The sequence below is a fragment of the Aliisedimentitalea scapharcae genome (genome assembly GCF_045277565.1).
In the GTDB taxonomy this organism is placed as follows: Bacteria; Pseudomonadota; Alphaproteobacteria; order Rhodobacterales; family Rhodobacteraceae; genus Aliisedimentitalea; species Aliisedimentitalea scapharcae.
Genome location: NZ_CP123584.1, coordinates 1,513,041 through 1,530,356 on the forward strand (window position 1 = coordinate 1,513,041; position 17,316 = coordinate 1,530,356).

Consider the following 17,316-nt stretch of genomic DNA (forward strand, 5'->3'; position numbering starts at 1 on the left):
TCTGTTGCCTTTCAATCAATCTCGCGCCAGCGCCGGCCATCTCGATGTAATAGCATCAATGCGTCTTCGGGTCCCGAGCTGCCGGGATCATAGGGGGCGGGGGCCAGGCGGGCCTCTTCCCAGCCCGAAATGATCGGATCGGCCCAGGCCCAGGCGGCTTCGACTTCGTCACCGCGCATGAACAACGTCTGATCGCCTCGAATCACGTCCATGATCAACCGCTCATAGGCGTCTTGGGCTTGGGCCTGTTCGCCGAGGGCATCGGCAAAGGTCATGTCCAGCGTGACCTCGGCCAGCCGCATTCCGCCGGGGCCGGGTTCCTTGATCGTGGTACGCAGGGTGATGCCTTCGTCGGGTTGCAGGCGAATGATCAGGGCGTTTCCGCGCCGCCCCTCCATTTTCGGAAAAATCATGTGTGGTGGATCCCGGAACATCACGACAATCTCTGATGTACGCGCCCGCAGTTTCTTGCCAGTGCGCAAATAGAAAGGTGTGCCCGCCCACCGCCAGTTGCCGATATTGACCTTTAACGCGACAAAGCTTTCGGTGTTGCTCTTGGCGTCGCCGGCGTGATCACGGTAGCTGCCAGAGCCGTCGCGATCCCGATACTGACCGCGTATGATATCGGCTTGGGGAACAGGCTCCAGGGCCTCTATCACCTTGACTTTTTCGTCCCGCACCGCGTTTGGGTGCAGTCTGGATGGTGGCTCCATCGCGGTAAGGCACAAGAGCTGCATCAGGTGGTTCTGCACCATGTCCCGCATCGCGCCCGAGCGGTCATAGTATTCGCCGCGCCCCTCGACGCCGAGGCGTTCGGCTACGGTAATCTGAACGTGGTCCACATGTGTGGAATTCCACAACGGTTCCCACAGGGAATTGGCGAACCGCAATGCCATCAGGTTCTGAACCGTCTCCTTGCCCAGGTAGTGGTCGATCCGATAGATCTGATGTTCTTCGAAGCTGTGGCGCAAATCGGCGTTCAGGGCCTTGGCCGAAGCCAGATCGTGGCCAAAGGGTTTTTCCACCACGAGGCGGCTGTCGGGTGTCGCAATGCCATGGGCATTCAAATTGGCCGCAAGCGCACCAAATAACGCCGGGGACACCGACAGATAGAACGCCCGGGTCACGCCATTGCGCAGCTTTTCACCCAGCTCGGTCCAACCCTGTTCCCCAGTTGCATCGACGCAGACATAGCTGATCTTGGCAAGAAAACCGTCCAGCACATCGGTCTGTGTGCTCAGGTCGGGCGCGAATTCGGTCAAGGTCGCGCGCATCTGTTCGCGGAAGGCGTCTTCGGCCATCGCTGAACGGGCCGCCCCGATGATCCGGGCATCCGCAGGCATTTGTCCCACGGCAAAGCGATGGAACAAACCCGGCAGGATTTTACGGCGCGCCAGGTCGCCTGTTGCACCAAAGATAACCAGGTCAAAAGGATCAACAGGAATAACACGAGACACCATTGGTTCAACTCGCCAAGCTGAAAGCGTTGCCAGTTCGGAGCAGGGCTCCGATCCGGCGGCCGGTGTCGATCATTCGATTGGAGAATCCCCATTCGTTGTCATACCAGCTGACGATACGGATCAGGCCATCATCTGTCACCGAGGTTTGCGCTGCGGCAAAGCAGGACGAATGTGAATCGTGGTTGAAATCAATCGAGACAAGCGGATCTTCTTCATAGGAGAGGATACCGGCAAGCGGACCCTGCGCCGCTTTTTGGATCACCGAATTGATGTCATCCCGCGTTGCCAAAGATCGCGGCACAAAGGAGAGATCCACCAAAGAGACATTGGGTGTCGGTACGCGTATGGCCGAGCCTTCCAGTTTGCCCTTGAGCTGTGGCAGGACCAGCGAGATAGCCCGCGCCGCGCCAGTTGACGTGGGCACCATCGACAGTGACGCGGCCCGTGCGCGGTAAAGGTCGCTGTGGCTGGTGTCGTGACTGGGCTGGTCGCCGGTGAACGAATGGACCGTGGTCATATAGCCGGTTGTGATGCCAAACGCCTGATCTAGGACCATTGCAATCGGGGCCAGACAATTGGTGGTGCAGGATGCATTGGAAATGATCACGTCATCAGGTGTCAGATCCGTATGGTTGACTCCGTAAACAACGGTTCGATCAACATCCGTGCCCGGTGCAGAAATCAGTACCCGTTTGGACCCATTGTCGAGGTGCAGCGCAGCCTTTTCACGCGTCGTGAACAGGCCGGTGCACTCATAGGCGATATCGACGTCTCCCCAGGGTAGGTCCTGGGGGTTGCGGATGGCGGTCAGGCGAATTCTGTTTTTTCCAACCACCAGCCGGTCACCGTCCACAAGAACGCGTTCGTTCAGCCGCCCGTGAACGCTGTCGTATTTCAAAAGGTGGGCAATGGTCTGTGCCGGGGCCAGATCGTTGATGGCGATGACCTCGATATCATGGGTGTTCCCCTCGATGAGCGCACGCAGCACACCCCGACCAATTCGCCCAAATCCGTTGATTGCAATCTTGACTGTCATTGATTCATCCTCCGCGCGGGATAGGGCCAGAGAGCGGCCGCATCTATTGATGATAGCGCTAACATAGGCGGAAAGGAAAAGCGAGTCTCTTGTTGGGCCTCTCTCGGGCCTCGGTTTTGTTCAAAGCTCTCCTGCCCACGGGGGATTGGCACCGGCACGCAAAACAGGGACGGCCGCAACCCTGGCACCATGCGACAAGGCCGCTTCCAAAACCTTAGGCGACAGAGTTTTCAGCTTGGGCCTTTTCAGTTGGCCAAGTTCAGACATGTTTGTCAGAAATCCGGCGTTGAACGTGTCACCAGTTTCAACCTTTTCCTCCACCGGCACAGGGGCGGGCAGAATCCAGTTCAGGTCTTGGTCGGGCACGTTGACAATATCGGCCTGTTTCATCATCCGACCCGCCGAGTTTTCGTCGAAAACGCAATACGTCGCTTGGCCATCCACAAGGCGGAAAAACGCCAGCGTTGTTTATCAGTCCGAGAGGATCACATGAGCGGTGTCCGCATAGATTGGCCACTTGCTTCACATGGCGGCATTTTGGACGGGCGGATTATTCGAGCGCAAATTGGGATGAGAGCGGGGCCCGTCGCCCCCGCCCGTTTCTGATTTTCCCTGTGCCCAGGGGCTTTCCGACCCGGCACAGAGAGGAGTTCAGTGTAAGGTCGTGCGCTGGTTTTCCAGCCGCAGGTCACGCGCCGAGGTCCCATGAGCGGTACGAAAGGCGCGGGCAAAGCTGGATTGAGATGTGAAACCGGTGGCAATCGCCACGTCCATCAGCGGTGTTTCCGTATCTGTGACCAGACGGCGGGCTTCGGCAAGACGCAGTTGCAGGTAATGGTCCTGTGGCGTGGTGTCCAACCGCAGGCGGAACTGTTGCTGCAAGCTGCGCGGTGAGCTGCCAAGCGATTTGGCAATTTCAGCCAGCGGGATCGGGTCGTCCAGCGCCGCCTCCATCATGGCGTGGGCCTTGGCCGTCAGGGCATTGTGTTTGTGCGAACCCAGGCGGCTTTGCGGACGCTGAGCAGGGGCCGTGGGGCCGTCGTACAAAAACAACCCAGCCACGCGCGAGGCAAAGCCTGCGCCATGGCGGGCTCCAATGATGTGCAACATCATTTCGATCGCCGGAGTGGCCCCACCGCTGGTCAGGCGCGACTCTGAAACCACGAAACGATCCTGCCTGACGTCGACATCGGGAAAGCGGGTGGCAAAGTTCTCTAGATCTTCCCAGTGGTTCGTCGCGGCATGGCCGTTCAGCAGCCCAGCTTCGGCCAGCAACCACGGACCACCGTCGATCCCGGCGATGGTGGCACCGGTGCCCGCGATCCGGCGCAATCCGGCCAGAAGCGAGGGCGTCGCATGGCGCGCCAGCTGAAATCCGGCGACCACAATCAGCAGCTCGCAGCTGTCCAATCGCGACAACGGGATGCCGGGTACCTGCACCCCGCTGGTCAGCGTTGCGGGTGCACCGGTGGCGGTGACATAGTCCCAGTCAAACGCCGCGCGACCCGCCAGACGGTTGGCCGCCCGCATCGGATCCACGGTCGCCGCAAAGCTGAGCGTGTTGCAATCGTCCAGCACCAGGACGGCGGTTTTCAGGGCCCGATGTTCGGGTTGAAGGATGTTTTTTGCGGATTTCATCAAGTACGATTCGCATGTTGTAAAGTTTGGAGCCCAAGGCTGCGGCACTCTGATTGCGAAATCAAATCGGAATCGGGGGACAAGCCTGGGGATATCCCTCGGGGAAACCCGGTAAAACTTGGGGAAAGAAAATATGCCTCTCGAAATGAACCGCGAAGTCTTTATCACCTGTGCTGTGACCGGATCGGGCGGTACCCAGGATCGCAGCCCGCATGTGCCGCGTTCGCCCAAACAGATCGCCGACAGCGCCATCGCCGCGGCCAAGGCGGGGGCCGCCATTGTGCATTGCCACGTGCGTGATCCCGAAACCGGCACACCGTCACGTGATCTGGCAATGTATCGCGAAGTCACCGACCGCATTCGCGACGCCGAGGTCGATGTGGTGCTGAACCTGACCGCGGGCATGGGCGGCGACATCGTGTTCGGCGGGGTCGAAAGCCCGTTCCCGGTCAATGCGGCCGCCACCGACATGATTGGTGCCACCGAGCGCGTGGCCCATATCGCGGAATGCCTGCCGGAAATCTGCACGCTCGATTGCGGCACGATGAACTTTGCCGAGGCCGATTACGTCATGACCAACACCCCCGGTGCGTTGCGCGCCATGGGGCAGATGATGACCGATCTGGGCGTGCAGCCGGAAATCGAAGCCTTTGACACCGGCCACCTGTGGTTTGCCAAACAGCTGGTCAAGGAAGGCATTCTGAGCAGCCCGGCGCTGGTGCAGCTGTGCATGGGCGTGCCGTGGGGGGCTCCGGATGACCTGAACACGTTCATGGCGATGGTCAACAATGTGCCGGACGACTGGACCTTCTCGGCCTTTTCGCTGGGGCGGAACCAAATGGCCTATGCGGCGGCCGCTGTTCTGGCTGGTGGAAATGTACGGGTCGGTCTCGAAGACAACCTGTGGCTGGACAAGGGTGTGCTGGCCGAGAACTGGCAGTTGGTTGAGCGTGCCAATACCGTGGTGTCCAACATGGGTGCCCGCGTGATCGGAGCGCAAGAGGTGCGTGAGAAGCTGGGTCTGACCAAACGGGCCCCGGTGGCCAAGTGATCCGGCTTGCCGCTGTTTTTGGCCTGATGGCCTGTTCCGCTCTGGCAGAGCAGGCCCCCGGTTGGGAAGGTCATTGGAGCGGCAATGCAAATTGGTGCGTCCGGGCGGGCGAGGTCGGAGACGAAACGCCGACCTGGTTCGGGCGCGACGGGTTTTTTGGCATCGAATGGAGCTGTGACATCACCCGTGCACGCCCAACAGGCCTGCCCAACAGCTGGACCATCGACACGACCTGTCTGGATGCAGGATTTGAATACAAGCAGTCGCAGCTCTTCCTGCTGACCGTTCAGGACCGGCTGCTGATCATCGACGAAACTGGCGTGACCGACAACCTGGTACGCTGTGTCAAAGGACAATAGAGACACATGAAAACCGCAGCAATCATTGGTGGTGGTGTGATCGGCGGCGGCTGGGCCGCGCGCTTTTTGCTCAATGGATGGGACGTTCGGGTGTTTGACCCGGACCCCGAAGCCGAACGCAAGATCGGCGAAGTACTGGGCAATGCGCGTCGCTCGCTGCCCGGTCTGGGCAATGTGGCATTGCCGCCCGAAGGCACCCTGACATTTCATGGCACCGTGGCCGAAGCCGTGACAGGAGCCGAATGGATCCAGGAAAGCGTCCCGGAACGGTTGGACATGAAACAACGGGTTTACGGTGAAATTCAGGCACATTGCGCGCCGGATGCGGTGATCGGCTCTTCAACCAGCGGGTTCAAGCCGTCGGAATTGCAGGCCGGGCGCGACAACCCGGGCCAGATCGTGGTGACCCACCCGTTCAACCCGGTGTATCTGTTGCCGCTGATTGAACTGGTTACCACCCCGGCCAACACGCAGGGCGTGATCGACCGGGCCAAGGAGATCATTTCGTCGGTTGGTATGTATCCACTGCACCTGAAGAAAGAGATCGACGCACATGTGGCGGACCGTTTTCTGGAAGCGGTCTGGCGCGAGGCGCTGTGGCTGGTCAAGGACGGCATCGCCACCACCGAAGAGATCGACAACGCAATCCGCTATGGTTTTGGGATCCGTTGGGCGCAGATGGGCCTTTTCGAGACGTATCGCGTCGCGGGTGGCGAAGCCGGGATGAAGCATTTCATGGCGCAATTCGGCCCGGCGCTGAAATGGCCATGGACCAAGCTGATGGACGTGCCCGAGTTCACCGATGAACTGGTGGATTTGATTGCCGGGCAGTCTGACGATCAATCCGGCCATATGTCGATCCGTGAACTGGAACGCGCGCGCGATGACAACCTGGTGGGCATGATGCGGGCGCTGGGGGCCAATGACTTTGGCGCGGGTGCATTGCAGAACGCCCATGACCTGACGCTGGAGACCGAAGCCGGGCTGTCCCGCGGGATGGACGGTGTCGATGTTACGCAGCCGATCCTGACCCAGTCCCGCGTCGTGCCGCTGGATTGGACCGATTACAACGGGCACATGAACGAAGCGCGCTATCTCGAGGCGTATTCCCAGGCGACGGATCGGCTGATGATCATCATTGGCTGTGATGCGGATTACATCGCCAATGGCGGCAGCTATTTCACGGCGGAATCGCATGTGCGGTATCTGGACGAGGCCCACGCAGGGGATGCGATCGAGGTGAAAACGACCGTGATCCAGGGCGGCGGTAAGAAAATGCACCTGTGGCACGAGATGTTCGTGGGCGACCGTTTGGTGTCCACCGGGGAAACAATGTTGCTGCATGTGGATCTGAAGACCCGCAAGACATCGGCTCCGGCCCCGCACATCGAGACCAATTTGGTCAAGATTGCCGAGGCCCACGCGGCGCTGGACGCTCCTGAAGGGTTGGGCCGCGGCGTGGGGGCCCCCCGGTGATGACGGGTCGGGTTTTGATCACCGCAGGCGCGTCCGGAATTGGGCGCGCCATGGGCGAAGGTTTTGCCGCAGCCGGATATGACGTTTGGATCACCGATGTGGACACCGGCGCGTTGGAACAGGTCCCTGCCAATTGGCGTAGCTTTGCAGTGGATGTGACCGACGAACCAGCCATGCAGGCGGTGTTTGCCGAGGTCGACGCAGCCGGAGGGTTGGATGTCCTGTGTGCCAATGCCGGAGTGGCAGGGCCGACGGCGTTGATCGAAGACGTGGCATTGGCAGAGTGGCGACGCTGTGTCAGCGTCAATCTTGAAGGTGCATTTCTGGCTGCGAAATACGCGGCGCCGATCATGAAGGCCGCCGGGCGGGGATCCATTGTGGTGACCTCGTCGACCGCTGGACAGTTTGGTTATCCAAACCGTGCGCCCTATGCGGCGGCGAAATGGGCGGTGATCGGGTTGATGAAGACCTTGGCCATGGAACTGGGCCCGCATGGGATCCGGGCCAATGTCGTCTGCCCCGGAGCGGTAGAGGGTCCGCGTATGGAAGGCGTACTGGAACGCGAAGCCGCGGCCAAGGGGATGACCCGCGATCAGGTGTATGCTGGCTATGCGTCGGGCACCTCGATGCGGTCCTTTGTCGAGGCCAGCGACATTGCCAACATGGCGGTGTTCCTGGGGTCTGATGCGGCGCGGATGGTATCGGGTCAGGTGATCGCAGTGGATGGGCATACGGAAAACCCCGACCCCAAGGTGTAGGATGTATGTGTTTATGGCCGCGCCCCTGGCGGGGCGCGGCGATGTCGCTGGCGCCCTGCGGGCGCAGGTCCGGTGGTGCCCTGCGGGCGAGCCCATTCTTGGTGGCACCCAAAGGGTGCGTTAGGGGCGCTGCCCCTCATGCACCTGCGGTGCATTCACCCCGGGATATTTTTAGCCAGGCGAAGGACGGATCAGCAGGTCAGCCTGGCGAGAAGGTGATCAATATGATCCGGGATCTGGCGGGCGGTCAGGTCAGCTTCGCGCACCAGCCGGTCGAAATGTGTGGTGAAGGTTTGAATCCGGTCGCTGTCACGAAATGCCAGATAGTGCGATCCGGCATAAAAGACGCACAGAAGTGGACCAAAGAGGGTGACCGGGGCCGAATAGAGGCGTTTGGCGTCAAACAGATAGATCCGTAAACGTGGGTATAGTTGATCGCAGACCGTTTTCATGTGTCCGAGCTGCTCCCGCCGGATTTCGAGCGGTAGCCCGTTGTAGTAGCCGGTTCCGGTGGCGAAATTGTCCAGCTCGTAGAGCGGCATGGCGATTTCATAATCTGACGGAGCCTGTTGCATCCAGGCCAGCCGGTCCTGCGAGGCACCAATGGCCTGATCGGCGGTGCGCCCCAGATGCGGGGCGTATTCCCATTCCAGCAGGGCGCGGGTCTTGAGCATGTCGGGCAGGGCTGCGGGAACGTGGCGGATTTTGTAACCGGCGGCTTCGCGGTGCCATTCAAAAATACGCTCGTCAACCAGCGCCCGGGGGGCTTCGGTCAGTGACAGCGACCCCGCCAGCAACTCTGCTGCGCTTTCGGGGCGTTCGGAGAGCGAGAGCAACCAATCCGCCGAAACCCCCAGCACGGCAGCGCAGGCCCCGACCACATGGGCGTTGGGGAGACGCGCGCCATCATCCGTCAAAAGCTGGGATATTGTCGAACGGTCCACCCCGGTCTGACGTGCCAGGGCGCTTTGGCTGAGACCGCTGTCCTGCAGTGCCCGGACCAGGCGCAGGCGAAATTGTTCGGCACGCAAACGTTTGTCGATATTTATGCTCATATGGTGATTATTATCACGATCTGTGAATTTTGTTAATCATATTCGGAATTCGAAAACCCATGCTCTTGCAGTAACAGTTTTGTGAAATCAACGAGCAGGGGCAAAAATGGAATCGGGTTTGAGATCAATGGTCAAAGCGGTGATCTGGAATGTGATGGGATTGCTGACCATGACCATTGTCGGATTTCTGGCCACCGGGTCGGTTGCGGCAGGCGGTGTCATGGCGGTGGTCAATACTGCCATCGGTTTTGGCATGTACCTGTTTTACGAACGGGTCTGGGCCCGGATCGGATGGGGGCGGCGTCATGTCTGAGCGTCGGGTCCACTGGGCCGGAGTGGAGTGGATTACCCTTGGATTGATCCTGGCCTGTTATGCGACCTGGTTGGGTGCGCTGTGGTGGCTGCCCGGGTTGAGCATGGTGTTGGCGGTGCTCGTGTTAGGAGTTGTGATCGCGTTCCATGCCTCGCTGACCCATGAGGTTCTGCATGGTCACCCGTTCAAGTCGAAATGCGTCAACGAGATGACCATGTTCCTGCCGCTGAACCTGTTCATCCCGTATAATCGGTTCCGAGACACGCATCTGGCGCATCACCGGGATGCGTTGTTGACCGATCCCTATGACGATCCGGAATCCAATTTTCTGGATCCTGCGGTATGGCACGCCATGCCGGTTTGGAAACGGGCGCTGTATCGGGTGAACAATACGCTGTTGGGGCGGATCCTGGTGGGGCCCGCCATTGGCCAGACCTGTTTTACGCTGGACGATCTGCGCGCCATGGGCCGGGGCGACGGGGCTGTTCTTTGGGCCTGGATGTTGCATGTGCCCGGAGTGGCACTGGTGATCTGGGCGGTTGTGGCATCCCCCATGCCGGTCTGGGCCTATGCGCTGGCGGCCTATATCGGGCTGGGGCTTCTCAAGATCCGGACATTTCTGGAACATCGCGCCCACGAAAAATCCCGGGCACGAACCGTGATCGTCGAAGACCGCGGGCCGTTGGCCTGGCTGTTTCTGTTCAACTCGTTGCATGTGGTGCATCACATGCACCCAGGTGCTGCCTGGTACGAGCTGCCGCGGCTCTATCGGGAAGGCAAGGAGCGTTACCTGGCCTGCAACGAGGCCTATGTGTTCCGCTCTTACGGTCAGGTGTTTCGGCAGTATTTTCTTCGTGCCAAAGATCCGGTTCCGCATCCGCTCTGGCCTCAGGGCTGAATTGCCGTCATAGACGGGAACATGAGCTTATGGATTCCGGTCGCAATCGCCGCCGCATCGTTTCAAACGGTGCGGTTCATGCTGCAAAAGGTGCTCAGCACCGCCACCCTGTCGCCCGTCGGAGCGACGTTTTCGCGGTTTGCCTATTCGATGCCGCTGATCCTGTTGGGGTTGGCAGGCTATCTGGTTGTTTCAGGGCGTGAACTGCCGACGTTGAACGCGACGTTCTGGATGTTTGCCGCGATTGGCGGAACGGCACAGATCCTGGCCACTGTTTGTGTGGTGGCGCTATTCAAACAGCGTAATTTCGCGGTGGGGATCACTTTCAAGAAGACCGAAGTGATCCAGACCGCAATCGTTGGACTGCTGGTGCTGGGGGACCAGGTATCGCTGTGGGGTACGGTTGCAATTCTCATTGGCCTGGTGGCAGTTCTGGTCCTGTCCAAGGCGCCCGACAGCACCGGGGCCTGGTGGCGGCATCTGACCAACCGGGCGGCGCAGCTGGGTCTGGGCTCTGGGGTGTTGTTTGCCTTTTCAGCGGTCAGCTATCGGGGGGCGTCTTTGGAGCTGGGCATGCTGGAACCGGCGTTCCGTGCAGCTGTGACATTGGCGGCCGTTGTGTCGCTACAGGCGGGCAGCATGGCATTGTGGCTGTCGTGGCGGGATCGGCCGCAATTGCGCGCAGTCTGGGCCAGCCGCCGTGTGGGCCTGTGGGTGGGGCTGACCAGCATGGGAGGGTCTTTCTGTTGGTTTCTGGCCTTTACCCTGCAGAATGCCGCCTATGTCAAAGCGCTGGGCCAGGTCGAATTGATCCTGAGCCTGCTGGCTTCGGTGCTGTTTTTTCGCGAAAAGATTTCCGCCCGCGAAATGTTGGGTATGGCGCTGTTGGGGGTTTCGATCCTGGCGTTGGTTTTGACCATCTGATTCCAGTATCCAGATGCTGTGACGCAGCGCCCGACGGGCGCTGCGCGGCCCAACGCCAAGCCTGGCATCCAGAGGATGCAAGGCGCGGGGGCGGGAGTATCCCGTCGATTTTTCACGGATGGATCAATCCGTGTCAGGCATCGCGTGACCGCGCAGGCGCAGGAACAGGCTGGCCTCGTCGTTGTTGTGAAAATAGGGGACCGATTTGGGGGGCGTTCGGTCCCGGGCACGACCGGTAACTTCGGCCAGCACCACCTCGGTGATAAACGGCAGATCGAACTGACGGGCTTCGCTCAGTTTGATCCACTGCAGATGCGACAGTTCGTCAGACGCATGGGTGAAATCATCCAGATCGCCCTGAATTTCGCCCGCATCCACCAAGAAGAACCGGGCGTCAAATCGGCGTGGTCGACCGGGAGGGGTCAGGGCCCGAAACACGAACTGCAACGGATGGGCGGCCGGGACGTGGCCAGTGGCGGCAAAGCTGGTCCAATCCTCGGGGGCGTCGCCCTGCCAGGACCCGGGGGTTCCCAGCACCAGACCGGTTTCTTCCCACAGCTCGCGCACCGCGGCCACAGCCAGCGCATGATGCAGACCCTCTGGAGCCTGATCGGCCAGGCGGTCGCGGCACAGATCTGGCAATGCAGTACCCAAGGGCACATCGGCATCCGCCGCGTCCACTGCGCCGCCGGGAAACACGAACTTGTTGGGCATGAATGCGGCTTTGGCACCCCGCTGCCCCATCAGGATTGCCGGATCATCCATCCGGTTCCGCAAAACAATTACTGTTGCCGCATTGCGAATGGCGGTCTTGTCCGTGCTCATACTGCGTGCCCTTTTCCCCGATGATCCGCTGTCGATCAATCGCTGTCCCCGAACCCGTGCATACGCCGTGCCCATTGGAACCCGATGACCGCGCCCTTAATTCTGGGCAGAAGGTACAGAGACAATCCGGTGCAGCCAACCGCAAAGATGGTAAACAGCGTCAACGGCTCCGGCCTCCAGGTGGTAAATACCACATGCAACAATGGTGCCATCAGATGTCCGACAATCAGGATCGTCAAATAGGCAGGGGCATCATCCGCGCGGTGATGGTGTAACGGCTGTTCGCAGATCGAACAGGCGTCATTCACCTTCAGGTAGGCGTGCAACAGATTGCCGCTTCCACAATTGGGGCATTTGCGCCGCCACCCTTTCAGCAGGGCCGGTTTCAGCGGGCGATCGGTCTGCGCCTCGGTCTGATCCGGAAGCGACTCCAAAATCTGGGATTGGGTCATGAGAAATTCCTGTGTCTTTGATCCATATTTGGGGGGTGGGTCGGGTCAGGGAAAGAGGCGAGCCTATCTCTGCGGCAGGATGCCGCGAAAGCGAGGGAGCCAGAAGAAAATGCATTTTTCTGCGACGGAACCCGTGGAGCGTTTCGTTAGAGAAGCATGGTTGGCGGCACCGGGTCGCCCATTATCACAGGAACATAGACCATGAAAAACACGGCTTTCATCGCTGCCATTCTTGCCACCGCAGGTGTGATCGTGGCTGGAACGGCACATGCGCAACAAGGTGGTTTTGGCAAACACGGTCCTAAGGTGAGCTTTGAAGAACTGGATACGGACAGTAATGGTGAAGTGACCAAAACGGAAATGGAAGCTCATCGTGACGCCCGGTTTGCCAAGGCAGACACCAATGGTGACGGCAAGCTGACCCTGGACGAAATGCAAGCCCAGGCCCGAAAAAAGGCCGAAGCGCGCAGCGCCAATATGCTCAAGGAGTTTGACAAGAATGGTGACAATGCACTGAGCCAGGATGAGATGCCCAAACCCCGTCGCGCAGGCAAAATGTTCACGCATATGGATGCGGATGGAAGTGGCGGGATCTCGGCCGAAGAATTCGCCGAGGCCAAATCTCGCATGGGCCAGAAACGTGGCTGGATGAAAGGCAAGGGCAAGGATTGCAGCAGCAACTGATCCGGCCTAGGTGATAACAACAGGAGCAAGGCGGCCAGAGGCGGGCCCATGGACCGCGCTGCCTTGCTCCGGACGCAACGCTGACAGGCCTGAATACATGACAAAGCCGGAACAGATTCCGTCAGAAGATGCGCTGTTGGTGTTGTTTGCCAACGGGGACCCTCGGGCTGCGCGGGATCTGACGGATCGGTTGGCACCACGTGCTTTTGCTGTTGCACAACGGGTGCTGGGCGACCGGGCCGAGGCCGAAGACGTCACCCAGGAAGCCATGATGCGTCTGTGGCGAATGGCACCGGACTGGCAAACCGGCCAGGCCAAAGTGTCGACCTGGCTGTATCGTGTGGTTATGAATTTGTGTCTGGACCGCAAGAGGCGTGCGCGCGGTGGGGCGGTTGGGTTGGATGCAATCCCGGAACCCGCAGACCCCGCCCAAAGCGCGGCAGATCGGATGCAGGACAACGCCCGTTGGGATGCGCTGCAGCAGGGATTAATGCAATTGTCTGACCGACAGCGTCAGGCCGTGGTTCTGCGCCACATCGAAGAATTATCCAATCCGGAGATCGCCGGAATTATGGACATCACAATCGAGGCGGTTGAAAGTCTGACCGCTCGGGGGAAACGGGCCCTGGCAGCCGCATTGGCTGGTCAGCGCAAGGAGTTGGGGTATAGCGATGGTTGACCAAAGCAAAGATTCCGAAGAGCCGGGCGACGCGGATGCAACACTTGAGGCGTTGTTTGCACAGGCGCGGGCCATTCCGCCCGAGATGCCGGTGGGATTGAGCAATCGGATCGTGATGGATGCCCAACAGTTTCAAATCAGCCGATCACAGGCCAGTGTCGAGATGGGGCCTCCCGAAGCCGGACCTGGGCTGTGGGCTCAGCTGAGGGCAACGCTGGGCGGATGGCCTGCGCTGGGCGGCATGGTGGTTGCATCGCTGTTGGGTGTCTGGATCGGCGCAGCACCTCCGGCGTTCCTGCCGGATGCGACACAGACCCTGGGGCAGACTGCCCAAGACGTCGATGTTTTTGACAGTTTCGATATGGCTATCGTGTTTGCAGAGGACGGATCATGAGCACCGAACAGGACAAACCGCAAAAGACCCCGATGCGCCCGTGGCTGCGGGTCGTGTTGATTGGATCCCTGACGGCCAACCTGTTGGTGGTCGGCCTGGTCATCGGAGCAGCATGGCGGTTCCGGGATCATGACGGAATGCGCCCCACACCGTCCGTTGGGGCGATTATGTACAGGGAATTGTCCCGCGCGGATCGCAATGAACTGCGCCAACATGCCTGGGGAGATCGCGGCAAGTTCAAACAAAAACGGCTGGAAGACGGGCTGGCTGTGACCCAGGTGCTGCGGCAGGTGCCTTTTGATCCTGACGCATTGTCAGAATTGTTGAGGGCCCAGGTGCATCGACGCGAGACGTTTCAAGCCGGCATTCAAGAGAAATGGATCAATCGGGTTGCGAAAATGAGCGATGAAGAGCGTCAGGACTATGCTGATCGTCTCGAAACCCGCATGAAAAAAGGCGGACACAAACGCCACTGATGCCCTGGAAATTGATCCAGCATAGACCGCTGTAGGTCTGTCTGATCACGAATGTCGGTAGTCGGGCCCAGAGCATTCGAATGCGGTGCCCCTGAACATTCCACGAAATCCTGGCGTGGTCCAAACATCAGCCCGGGCAACGACGGGGGCTTTTTGCCTGGCGGCAGTTTCCCACCTACAGCGTCCTGGCAAAGGACCTGTCCCGTCACGCGGCTTGGGGCGACAGGGTCACCCGATTGCGCCCGGCATGTTTGGCCGCATATAGCGCCTGATCAGCCTTGCCAATCAACTGTTCAACCTGGTTGCGGCCGGTGTCTGAAAGTGACGGTCCCAAGGTGCCACCGATGCTGATGGTGACGGGGACAGGGTGGTCGACTTTGGCGACCTGAAACGGGCTGTGGTTGACGACCCGGCACAGTTCACTGGCAGTTTTCTGCAATTCGTTGGCCGTTGTCCCGGGCATGACGATCAGGAACTCCTCGCCGCCGACCCTTGCAGCCAGATCACCCGGACGCAGAACCGACCGCAATCGTTTGGCCGTTTCGACCAGAACCGCATCCCCGGCCGGGTGGCCATAGCGGTCGTTGATCGATTTGAAATGATCCAGATCTGCGAGGATCACCGCAAAACTCTGGTTATGCAGCTCTGCATGCTGTGACAACCGGGCCAGATAGGGCAGGGCATAGCGGCGATTGTATAACCCGGTCATCGGGTCCAGAACTGCCGCGCGTAATCCGCTGCGCACCTGGTCGCGGACCCTGTCGCTTTGTGCCTTGAGGCGCAGTTGGGTTCGTAATCGCAGCGCCAGCTCGTCGACACAGAACCCGGTCTGCATTGCGTCATGGGCCCCCCGGTCCAGCGCTTCGGCCGCCAGTTTCGGGCTGGCCGGGTTGGGCACGGCAATGACAACCGTCTGGCGCGTGGCAGCGCGGGCGCGCAAATCGGCGAGCAGTCGCAGTCCGGCGCTTTCGGCGCTTTGGTCCAGCTCCAGAATGACCGCATCCGGCACCGGATCTGTCATCAGCGCCTGGATGTCGTTCAGTTGATGGGTGCGCAGTTGGTACGGCACCTCGGGTTTCAGCCGGGCGCGCCACAGCGCGGCAGTGGCGGCGTTCTGCGCCACAAGTGCAACTGAAATTGTCGATTGCGCCGGAGCAAAGGGCTCCATGCTTTCAGCGAAGCCCATCGCAGGCGTGCTGTTGCTTTGGTGGGTGATCTCAGCGGTGTTGGTGCGATTGCGGATCAGGCTGCGGATCCGAGCCTGAAGAATAACATCATCCAACGGGTAACTCAGCACGTCGTCAATTCCAGCCGACAGCGCAGCCAGCCGATTTTGGCGGTCATTCTGTTCCGTAACAGCAATTATGGGTACGCCTGCAAACCCATCGCTGCGGGCCAGCATGGCCTTGATATCTGTGACTTTGCCATCGGGCAGGGACATGGCCGACAGGATCAGGTCGGGGCGGGTTCGTTGGATGGTCGCACCCAACCCTTCCAGCCGTTCAGCCTGTACCACATGATAGTACGCAGCAGTGAGCTGAACCTTGAGCATGATCCGATTGGTGGCCACGCCATCTATGATCAAAATGGTGCCCTGCACATTAACACCTTTTCCATACTTGCTATACACGATGGTTGAAGTGTTATTGAATGTGGTTAACAAACCCTTTCTTCTATCGCTAAAAATGGTGAGGTGCGCGCGTGAACGCCGATACTGCCGAAACACTTGCCCTGCAGGCGCTGACCTGGCTGGTGGGCAATGATGAACTTCTGCCCGTGTTTCTGGGGGCCACCGGAGCGGACGCCAAGGATCTGCGTGCCCGGGCGGATCAACCGGAATTTCTGAGCTCTGTGCTGGACTTCCTGATGATGGATGATGCCTGGGTCATGGCGTTTTGCGACGCCCATGGTGTCGCTTACGAGATGCCAATGCGGGCGCGGATGTCGCTGCCGGGTGGTGCACAGGTGCATTGGACCTGATACAAGGCCCGCAACTGAACGTCGCGACCCAAAAGGATCCCACCATGCCCGTTGACGCCATTCTCTTTGACAAGGACGGAACCCTGTTCGATTTCGCGGCCACGTGGAACGGTTGGACAGGTCAGATGATTCGCGACCTGTCCGACGGAGACGAAGATCTGATCCAGGCCCTGGCAGATGTTGTCAGCTATGATCTGGAAACCGGCAGCATCCGTCCCGACAGCATTGTCATCGCCGCTTCGAACGCAGTGATTTCAAAGGCATTGGCCGAACCGCTGCCCGGAAAAACAGCCGAGGAAATCGCCGATTATCTGGCCCACAGTGCAGCAACTGCGCCGCTGGTGCCTGCCACGGACCTTGCACAGATGTGCAAGGCGTTGACAGATCACGGTGTGACGCTGGGTGTGATGACCAATGACGCAGAACATTCGGCCCGCGCGCATCTGACGTCGGCGGGAATTCTGGAACAATTTGCCTTTGTCGCCGGGTATGATAGCGGGCATGGCGCAAAGCCGGACCCTGATCCCCTGCTTGCATTTTGCAAAGCTGTCGGCGTGGATCCTGCCCGCGCCGCCATGGTCGGCGACAGCGAACATGATCTTGTTGCAGGTCGCGCCGCTGGTATGCGCACCCTTGCGGTGCTGACAGGGATGGCTGGCGCGGATGAACTGAGCCCACATGCCGATGCGGTGCTGCCCGATGTGGGTCATATCCCGGCCTGGCTGACCCAGTAACCCTTTTTCGATTGGCACCACTGACAGATCCCGTTGGCCCCCCGGCCAGCGGGTATTTGCTTTTTGCGGGTGGCGTGATCCCGTGGCGATCCTGTGCAATCTCTCTCGAATTTATTTGGAAATC

General features: G+C 59.8%; 21 protein-coding genes. 13 read left to right on the forward strand and 8 right to left on the reverse strand.

What is annotated here, in order from left to right:
* Positions 1–11: 11 nt before the first annotated feature.
* The 4 genes from zwf to QEZ52_RS07115 form a co-directional block, all read right to left on the reverse strand.
* Entirely contained in the window at positions 12–1,460 is a 1,449-nt protein-coding gene (gene zwf / locus QEZ52_RS07100) for a glucose-6-phosphate dehydrogenase (protein ID WP_406648900.1), read from the reverse strand.
* 4 nt (positions 1,461–1,464) lie between these two features.
* The gene (gap, locus tag QEZ52_RS07105) at positions 1,465–2,496 is read right to left on the reverse strand and encodes a type I glyceraldehyde-3-phosphate dehydrogenase (protein ID WP_406648902.1); all 1,032 of its coding nucleotides are present in this window, start codon (positions 2,494–2,496) and stop codon (positions 1,465–1,467) included.
* Between the two features lie 120 nt (positions 2,497–2,616).
* Complete coding sequence (locus QEZ52_RS07110; protein ID WP_406648905.1) at positions 2,617–2,889, reverse strand: hypothetical protein; 273 nt, start codon at positions 2,887–2,889, stop codon at positions 2,617–2,619.
* A gap of 258 nt (positions 2,890–3,147) precedes the next feature.
* On the reverse strand, positions 3,148–4,134 hold the full coding sequence (locus QEZ52_RS07115; RefSeq protein ID WP_406648907.1) for a GlxA family transcriptional regulator: 987 nt from the start codon (positions 4,132–4,134) through the stop codon (positions 3,148–3,150).
* A gap of 133 nt (positions 4,135–4,267) precedes the next feature.
* On the opposite strand from QEZ52_RS07115, the gene QEZ52_RS07120 reads away from it, so the two are divergent.
* Genes QEZ52_RS07120 through QEZ52_RS07135 form a run of 4 tightly spaced genes read left to right on the forward strand, consistent with a single transcriptional unit; the run spans position 4,268 to position 7,778 of the window.
* Positions 4,268–5,185 carry a 3-keto-5-aminohexanoate cleavage protein gene (locus QEZ52_RS07120; RefSeq protein ID WP_406648910.1) on the forward strand — a complete coding sequence of 306 codons (918 nt, stop codon included), beginning with the start codon at positions 4,268–4,270 and terminating at the stop codon, positions 5,183–5,185.
* A complete protein-coding gene (locus QEZ52_RS07125) occupies positions 5,182–5,544 on the forward strand; it encodes a hypothetical protein (protein ID WP_406648911.1) in 363 nt (120 codons plus the stop codon). The genes QEZ52_RS07120 and QEZ52_RS07125 overlap by 4 nt, the downstream gene beginning before the upstream one ends.
* Positions 5,545–5,550: 6 nt before the next feature.
* On the forward strand, positions 5,551–7,020 hold the full coding sequence (locus tag QEZ52_RS07130; RefSeq protein WP_406648913.1) for a carnitine 3-dehydrogenase: 1,470 nt from the start codon (positions 5,551–5,553) through the stop codon (positions 7,018–7,020).
* Entirely contained in the window at positions 7,020–7,778 is a 759-nt protein-coding gene (locus QEZ52_RS07135; RefSeq protein WP_406648916.1) for an SDR family oxidoreductase, read from the forward strand. The genes QEZ52_RS07130 and QEZ52_RS07135 overlap by 1 nt, the downstream gene beginning before the upstream one ends.
* A 191-nt stretch (positions 7,779–7,969) precedes the next feature.
* On the opposite strand, the gene QEZ52_RS07140 is transcribed toward QEZ52_RS07135, so the two are convergent.
* Positions 7,970–8,833 (reverse strand): helix-turn-helix domain-containing protein, encoded by an 864-nt coding sequence (locus QEZ52_RS07140; RefSeq protein WP_406648920.1) that lies wholly within the window; start codon positions 8,831–8,833, stop codon positions 7,970–7,972.
* 106 nt (positions 8,834–8,939) lie between these two features.
* On the opposite strand from QEZ52_RS07140, the gene QEZ52_RS07145 reads away from it, so the two are divergent.
* Genes QEZ52_RS07145 through QEZ52_RS07155 form a run of 3 tightly spaced genes read left to right on the forward strand, consistent with a single transcriptional unit; the run spans position 8,940 to position 10,968 of the window.
* On the forward strand, positions 8,940–9,146 hold the full coding sequence (locus tag QEZ52_RS07145; protein ID WP_406648921.1) for a DUF2061 domain-containing protein: 207 nt from the start codon (positions 8,940–8,942) through the stop codon (positions 9,144–9,146).
* Entirely contained in the window at positions 9,139–10,044 is a 906-nt protein-coding gene (locus QEZ52_RS07150; protein ID WP_406648923.1) for a fatty acid desaturase, read from the forward strand. Before QEZ52_RS07145 ends, QEZ52_RS07150 begins: the two co-directional genes overlap by 8 nt.
* A gap of 21 nt (positions 10,045–10,065) precedes the next feature.
* Entirely contained in the window at positions 10,066–10,968 is a 903-nt protein-coding gene (locus QEZ52_RS07155; protein ID WP_406648925.1) for an EamA family transporter, read from the forward strand.
* Positions 10,969–11,091: 123 nt separating this feature from the next.
* Here the strand turns inward: QEZ52_RS07155 and QEZ52_RS07160 are convergent, their stop codons facing one another.
* Both QEZ52_RS07160 and QEZ52_RS07165 read right to left on the reverse strand, forming a co-directional pair.
* Positions 11,092–11,793: an NUDIX hydrolase gene (locus QEZ52_RS07160; RefSeq protein WP_406648927.1), complete on the reverse strand. Its 702-nt coding sequence runs from the start codon at positions 11,791–11,793 to the stop codon at positions 11,092–11,094.
* A gap of 35 nt (positions 11,794–11,828) precedes the next feature.
* Positions 11,829–12,245, reverse strand: coding sequence for a DUF983 domain-containing protein (locus tag QEZ52_RS07165; RefSeq protein ID WP_406648929.1), 417 nt, complete (start codon positions 12,243–12,245; stop codon positions 11,829–11,831).
* Positions 12,246–12,446: 201 nt separating this feature from the next.
* Between QEZ52_RS07165 and QEZ52_RS07170 the strand changes: the two genes are divergently transcribed.
* The 4 genes from QEZ52_RS07170 (at position 12,447) to QEZ52_RS07185 (ending at position 14,478) form a co-directional block, all read left to right on the forward strand.
* Entirely contained in the window at positions 12,447–12,929 is a 483-nt protein-coding gene (locus tag QEZ52_RS07170; protein WP_406648930.1) for an EF-hand domain-containing protein, read from the forward strand.
* Positions 12,930–13,026: 97 nt separating this feature from the next.
* Positions 13,027–13,608 carry an RNA polymerase sigma factor gene (locus tag QEZ52_RS07175; RefSeq protein WP_406648933.1) on the forward strand — a complete coding sequence of 194 codons (582 nt, stop codon included), beginning with the start codon at positions 13,027–13,029 and terminating at the stop codon, positions 13,606–13,608.
* On the forward strand, positions 13,601–14,002 hold the full coding sequence (locus QEZ52_RS07180; RefSeq protein WP_406648935.1) for a hypothetical protein: 402 nt from the start codon (positions 13,601–13,603) through the stop codon (positions 14,000–14,002). The genes QEZ52_RS07175 and QEZ52_RS07180 overlap by 8 nt, the downstream gene beginning before the upstream one ends.
* Positions 13,999–14,478 carry a periplasmic heavy metal sensor gene (locus tag QEZ52_RS07185; RefSeq protein ID WP_406648939.1) on the forward strand — a complete coding sequence of 160 codons (480 nt, stop codon included), beginning with the start codon at positions 13,999–14,001 and terminating at the stop codon, positions 14,476–14,478. Before QEZ52_RS07180 ends, QEZ52_RS07185 begins: the two co-directional genes overlap by 4 nt.
* A gap of 205 nt (positions 14,479–14,683) precedes the next feature.
* Here the strand turns inward: QEZ52_RS07185 and QEZ52_RS07190 are convergent, their stop codons facing one another.
* The gene (locus QEZ52_RS07190) at positions 14,684–16,078 is read right to left on the reverse strand and encodes a diguanylate cyclase domain-containing protein (RefSeq protein WP_406648948.1); all 1,395 of its coding nucleotides are present in this window, start codon (positions 16,076–16,078) and stop codon (positions 14,684–14,686) included.
* A gap of 101 nt (positions 16,079–16,179) precedes the next feature.
* Between QEZ52_RS07190 and QEZ52_RS07195 the strand changes: the two genes are divergently transcribed.
* Both QEZ52_RS07195 and QEZ52_RS07200 read left to right on the forward strand, forming a co-directional pair.
* Positions 16,180–16,458: a DUF3572 domain-containing protein gene (locus QEZ52_RS07195; RefSeq protein ID WP_406648951.1), complete on the forward strand. Its 279-nt coding sequence runs from the start codon at positions 16,180–16,182 to the stop codon at positions 16,456–16,458.
* 44 nt (positions 16,459–16,502) lie between these two features.
* Complete coding sequence (locus tag QEZ52_RS07200) at positions 16,503–17,192, forward strand: HAD family hydrolase (protein ID WP_406648955.1); 690 nt, start codon at positions 16,503–16,505, stop codon at positions 17,190–17,192.
* The last annotated feature ends 124 nt before the right edge of the window (positions 17,193–17,316 follow it).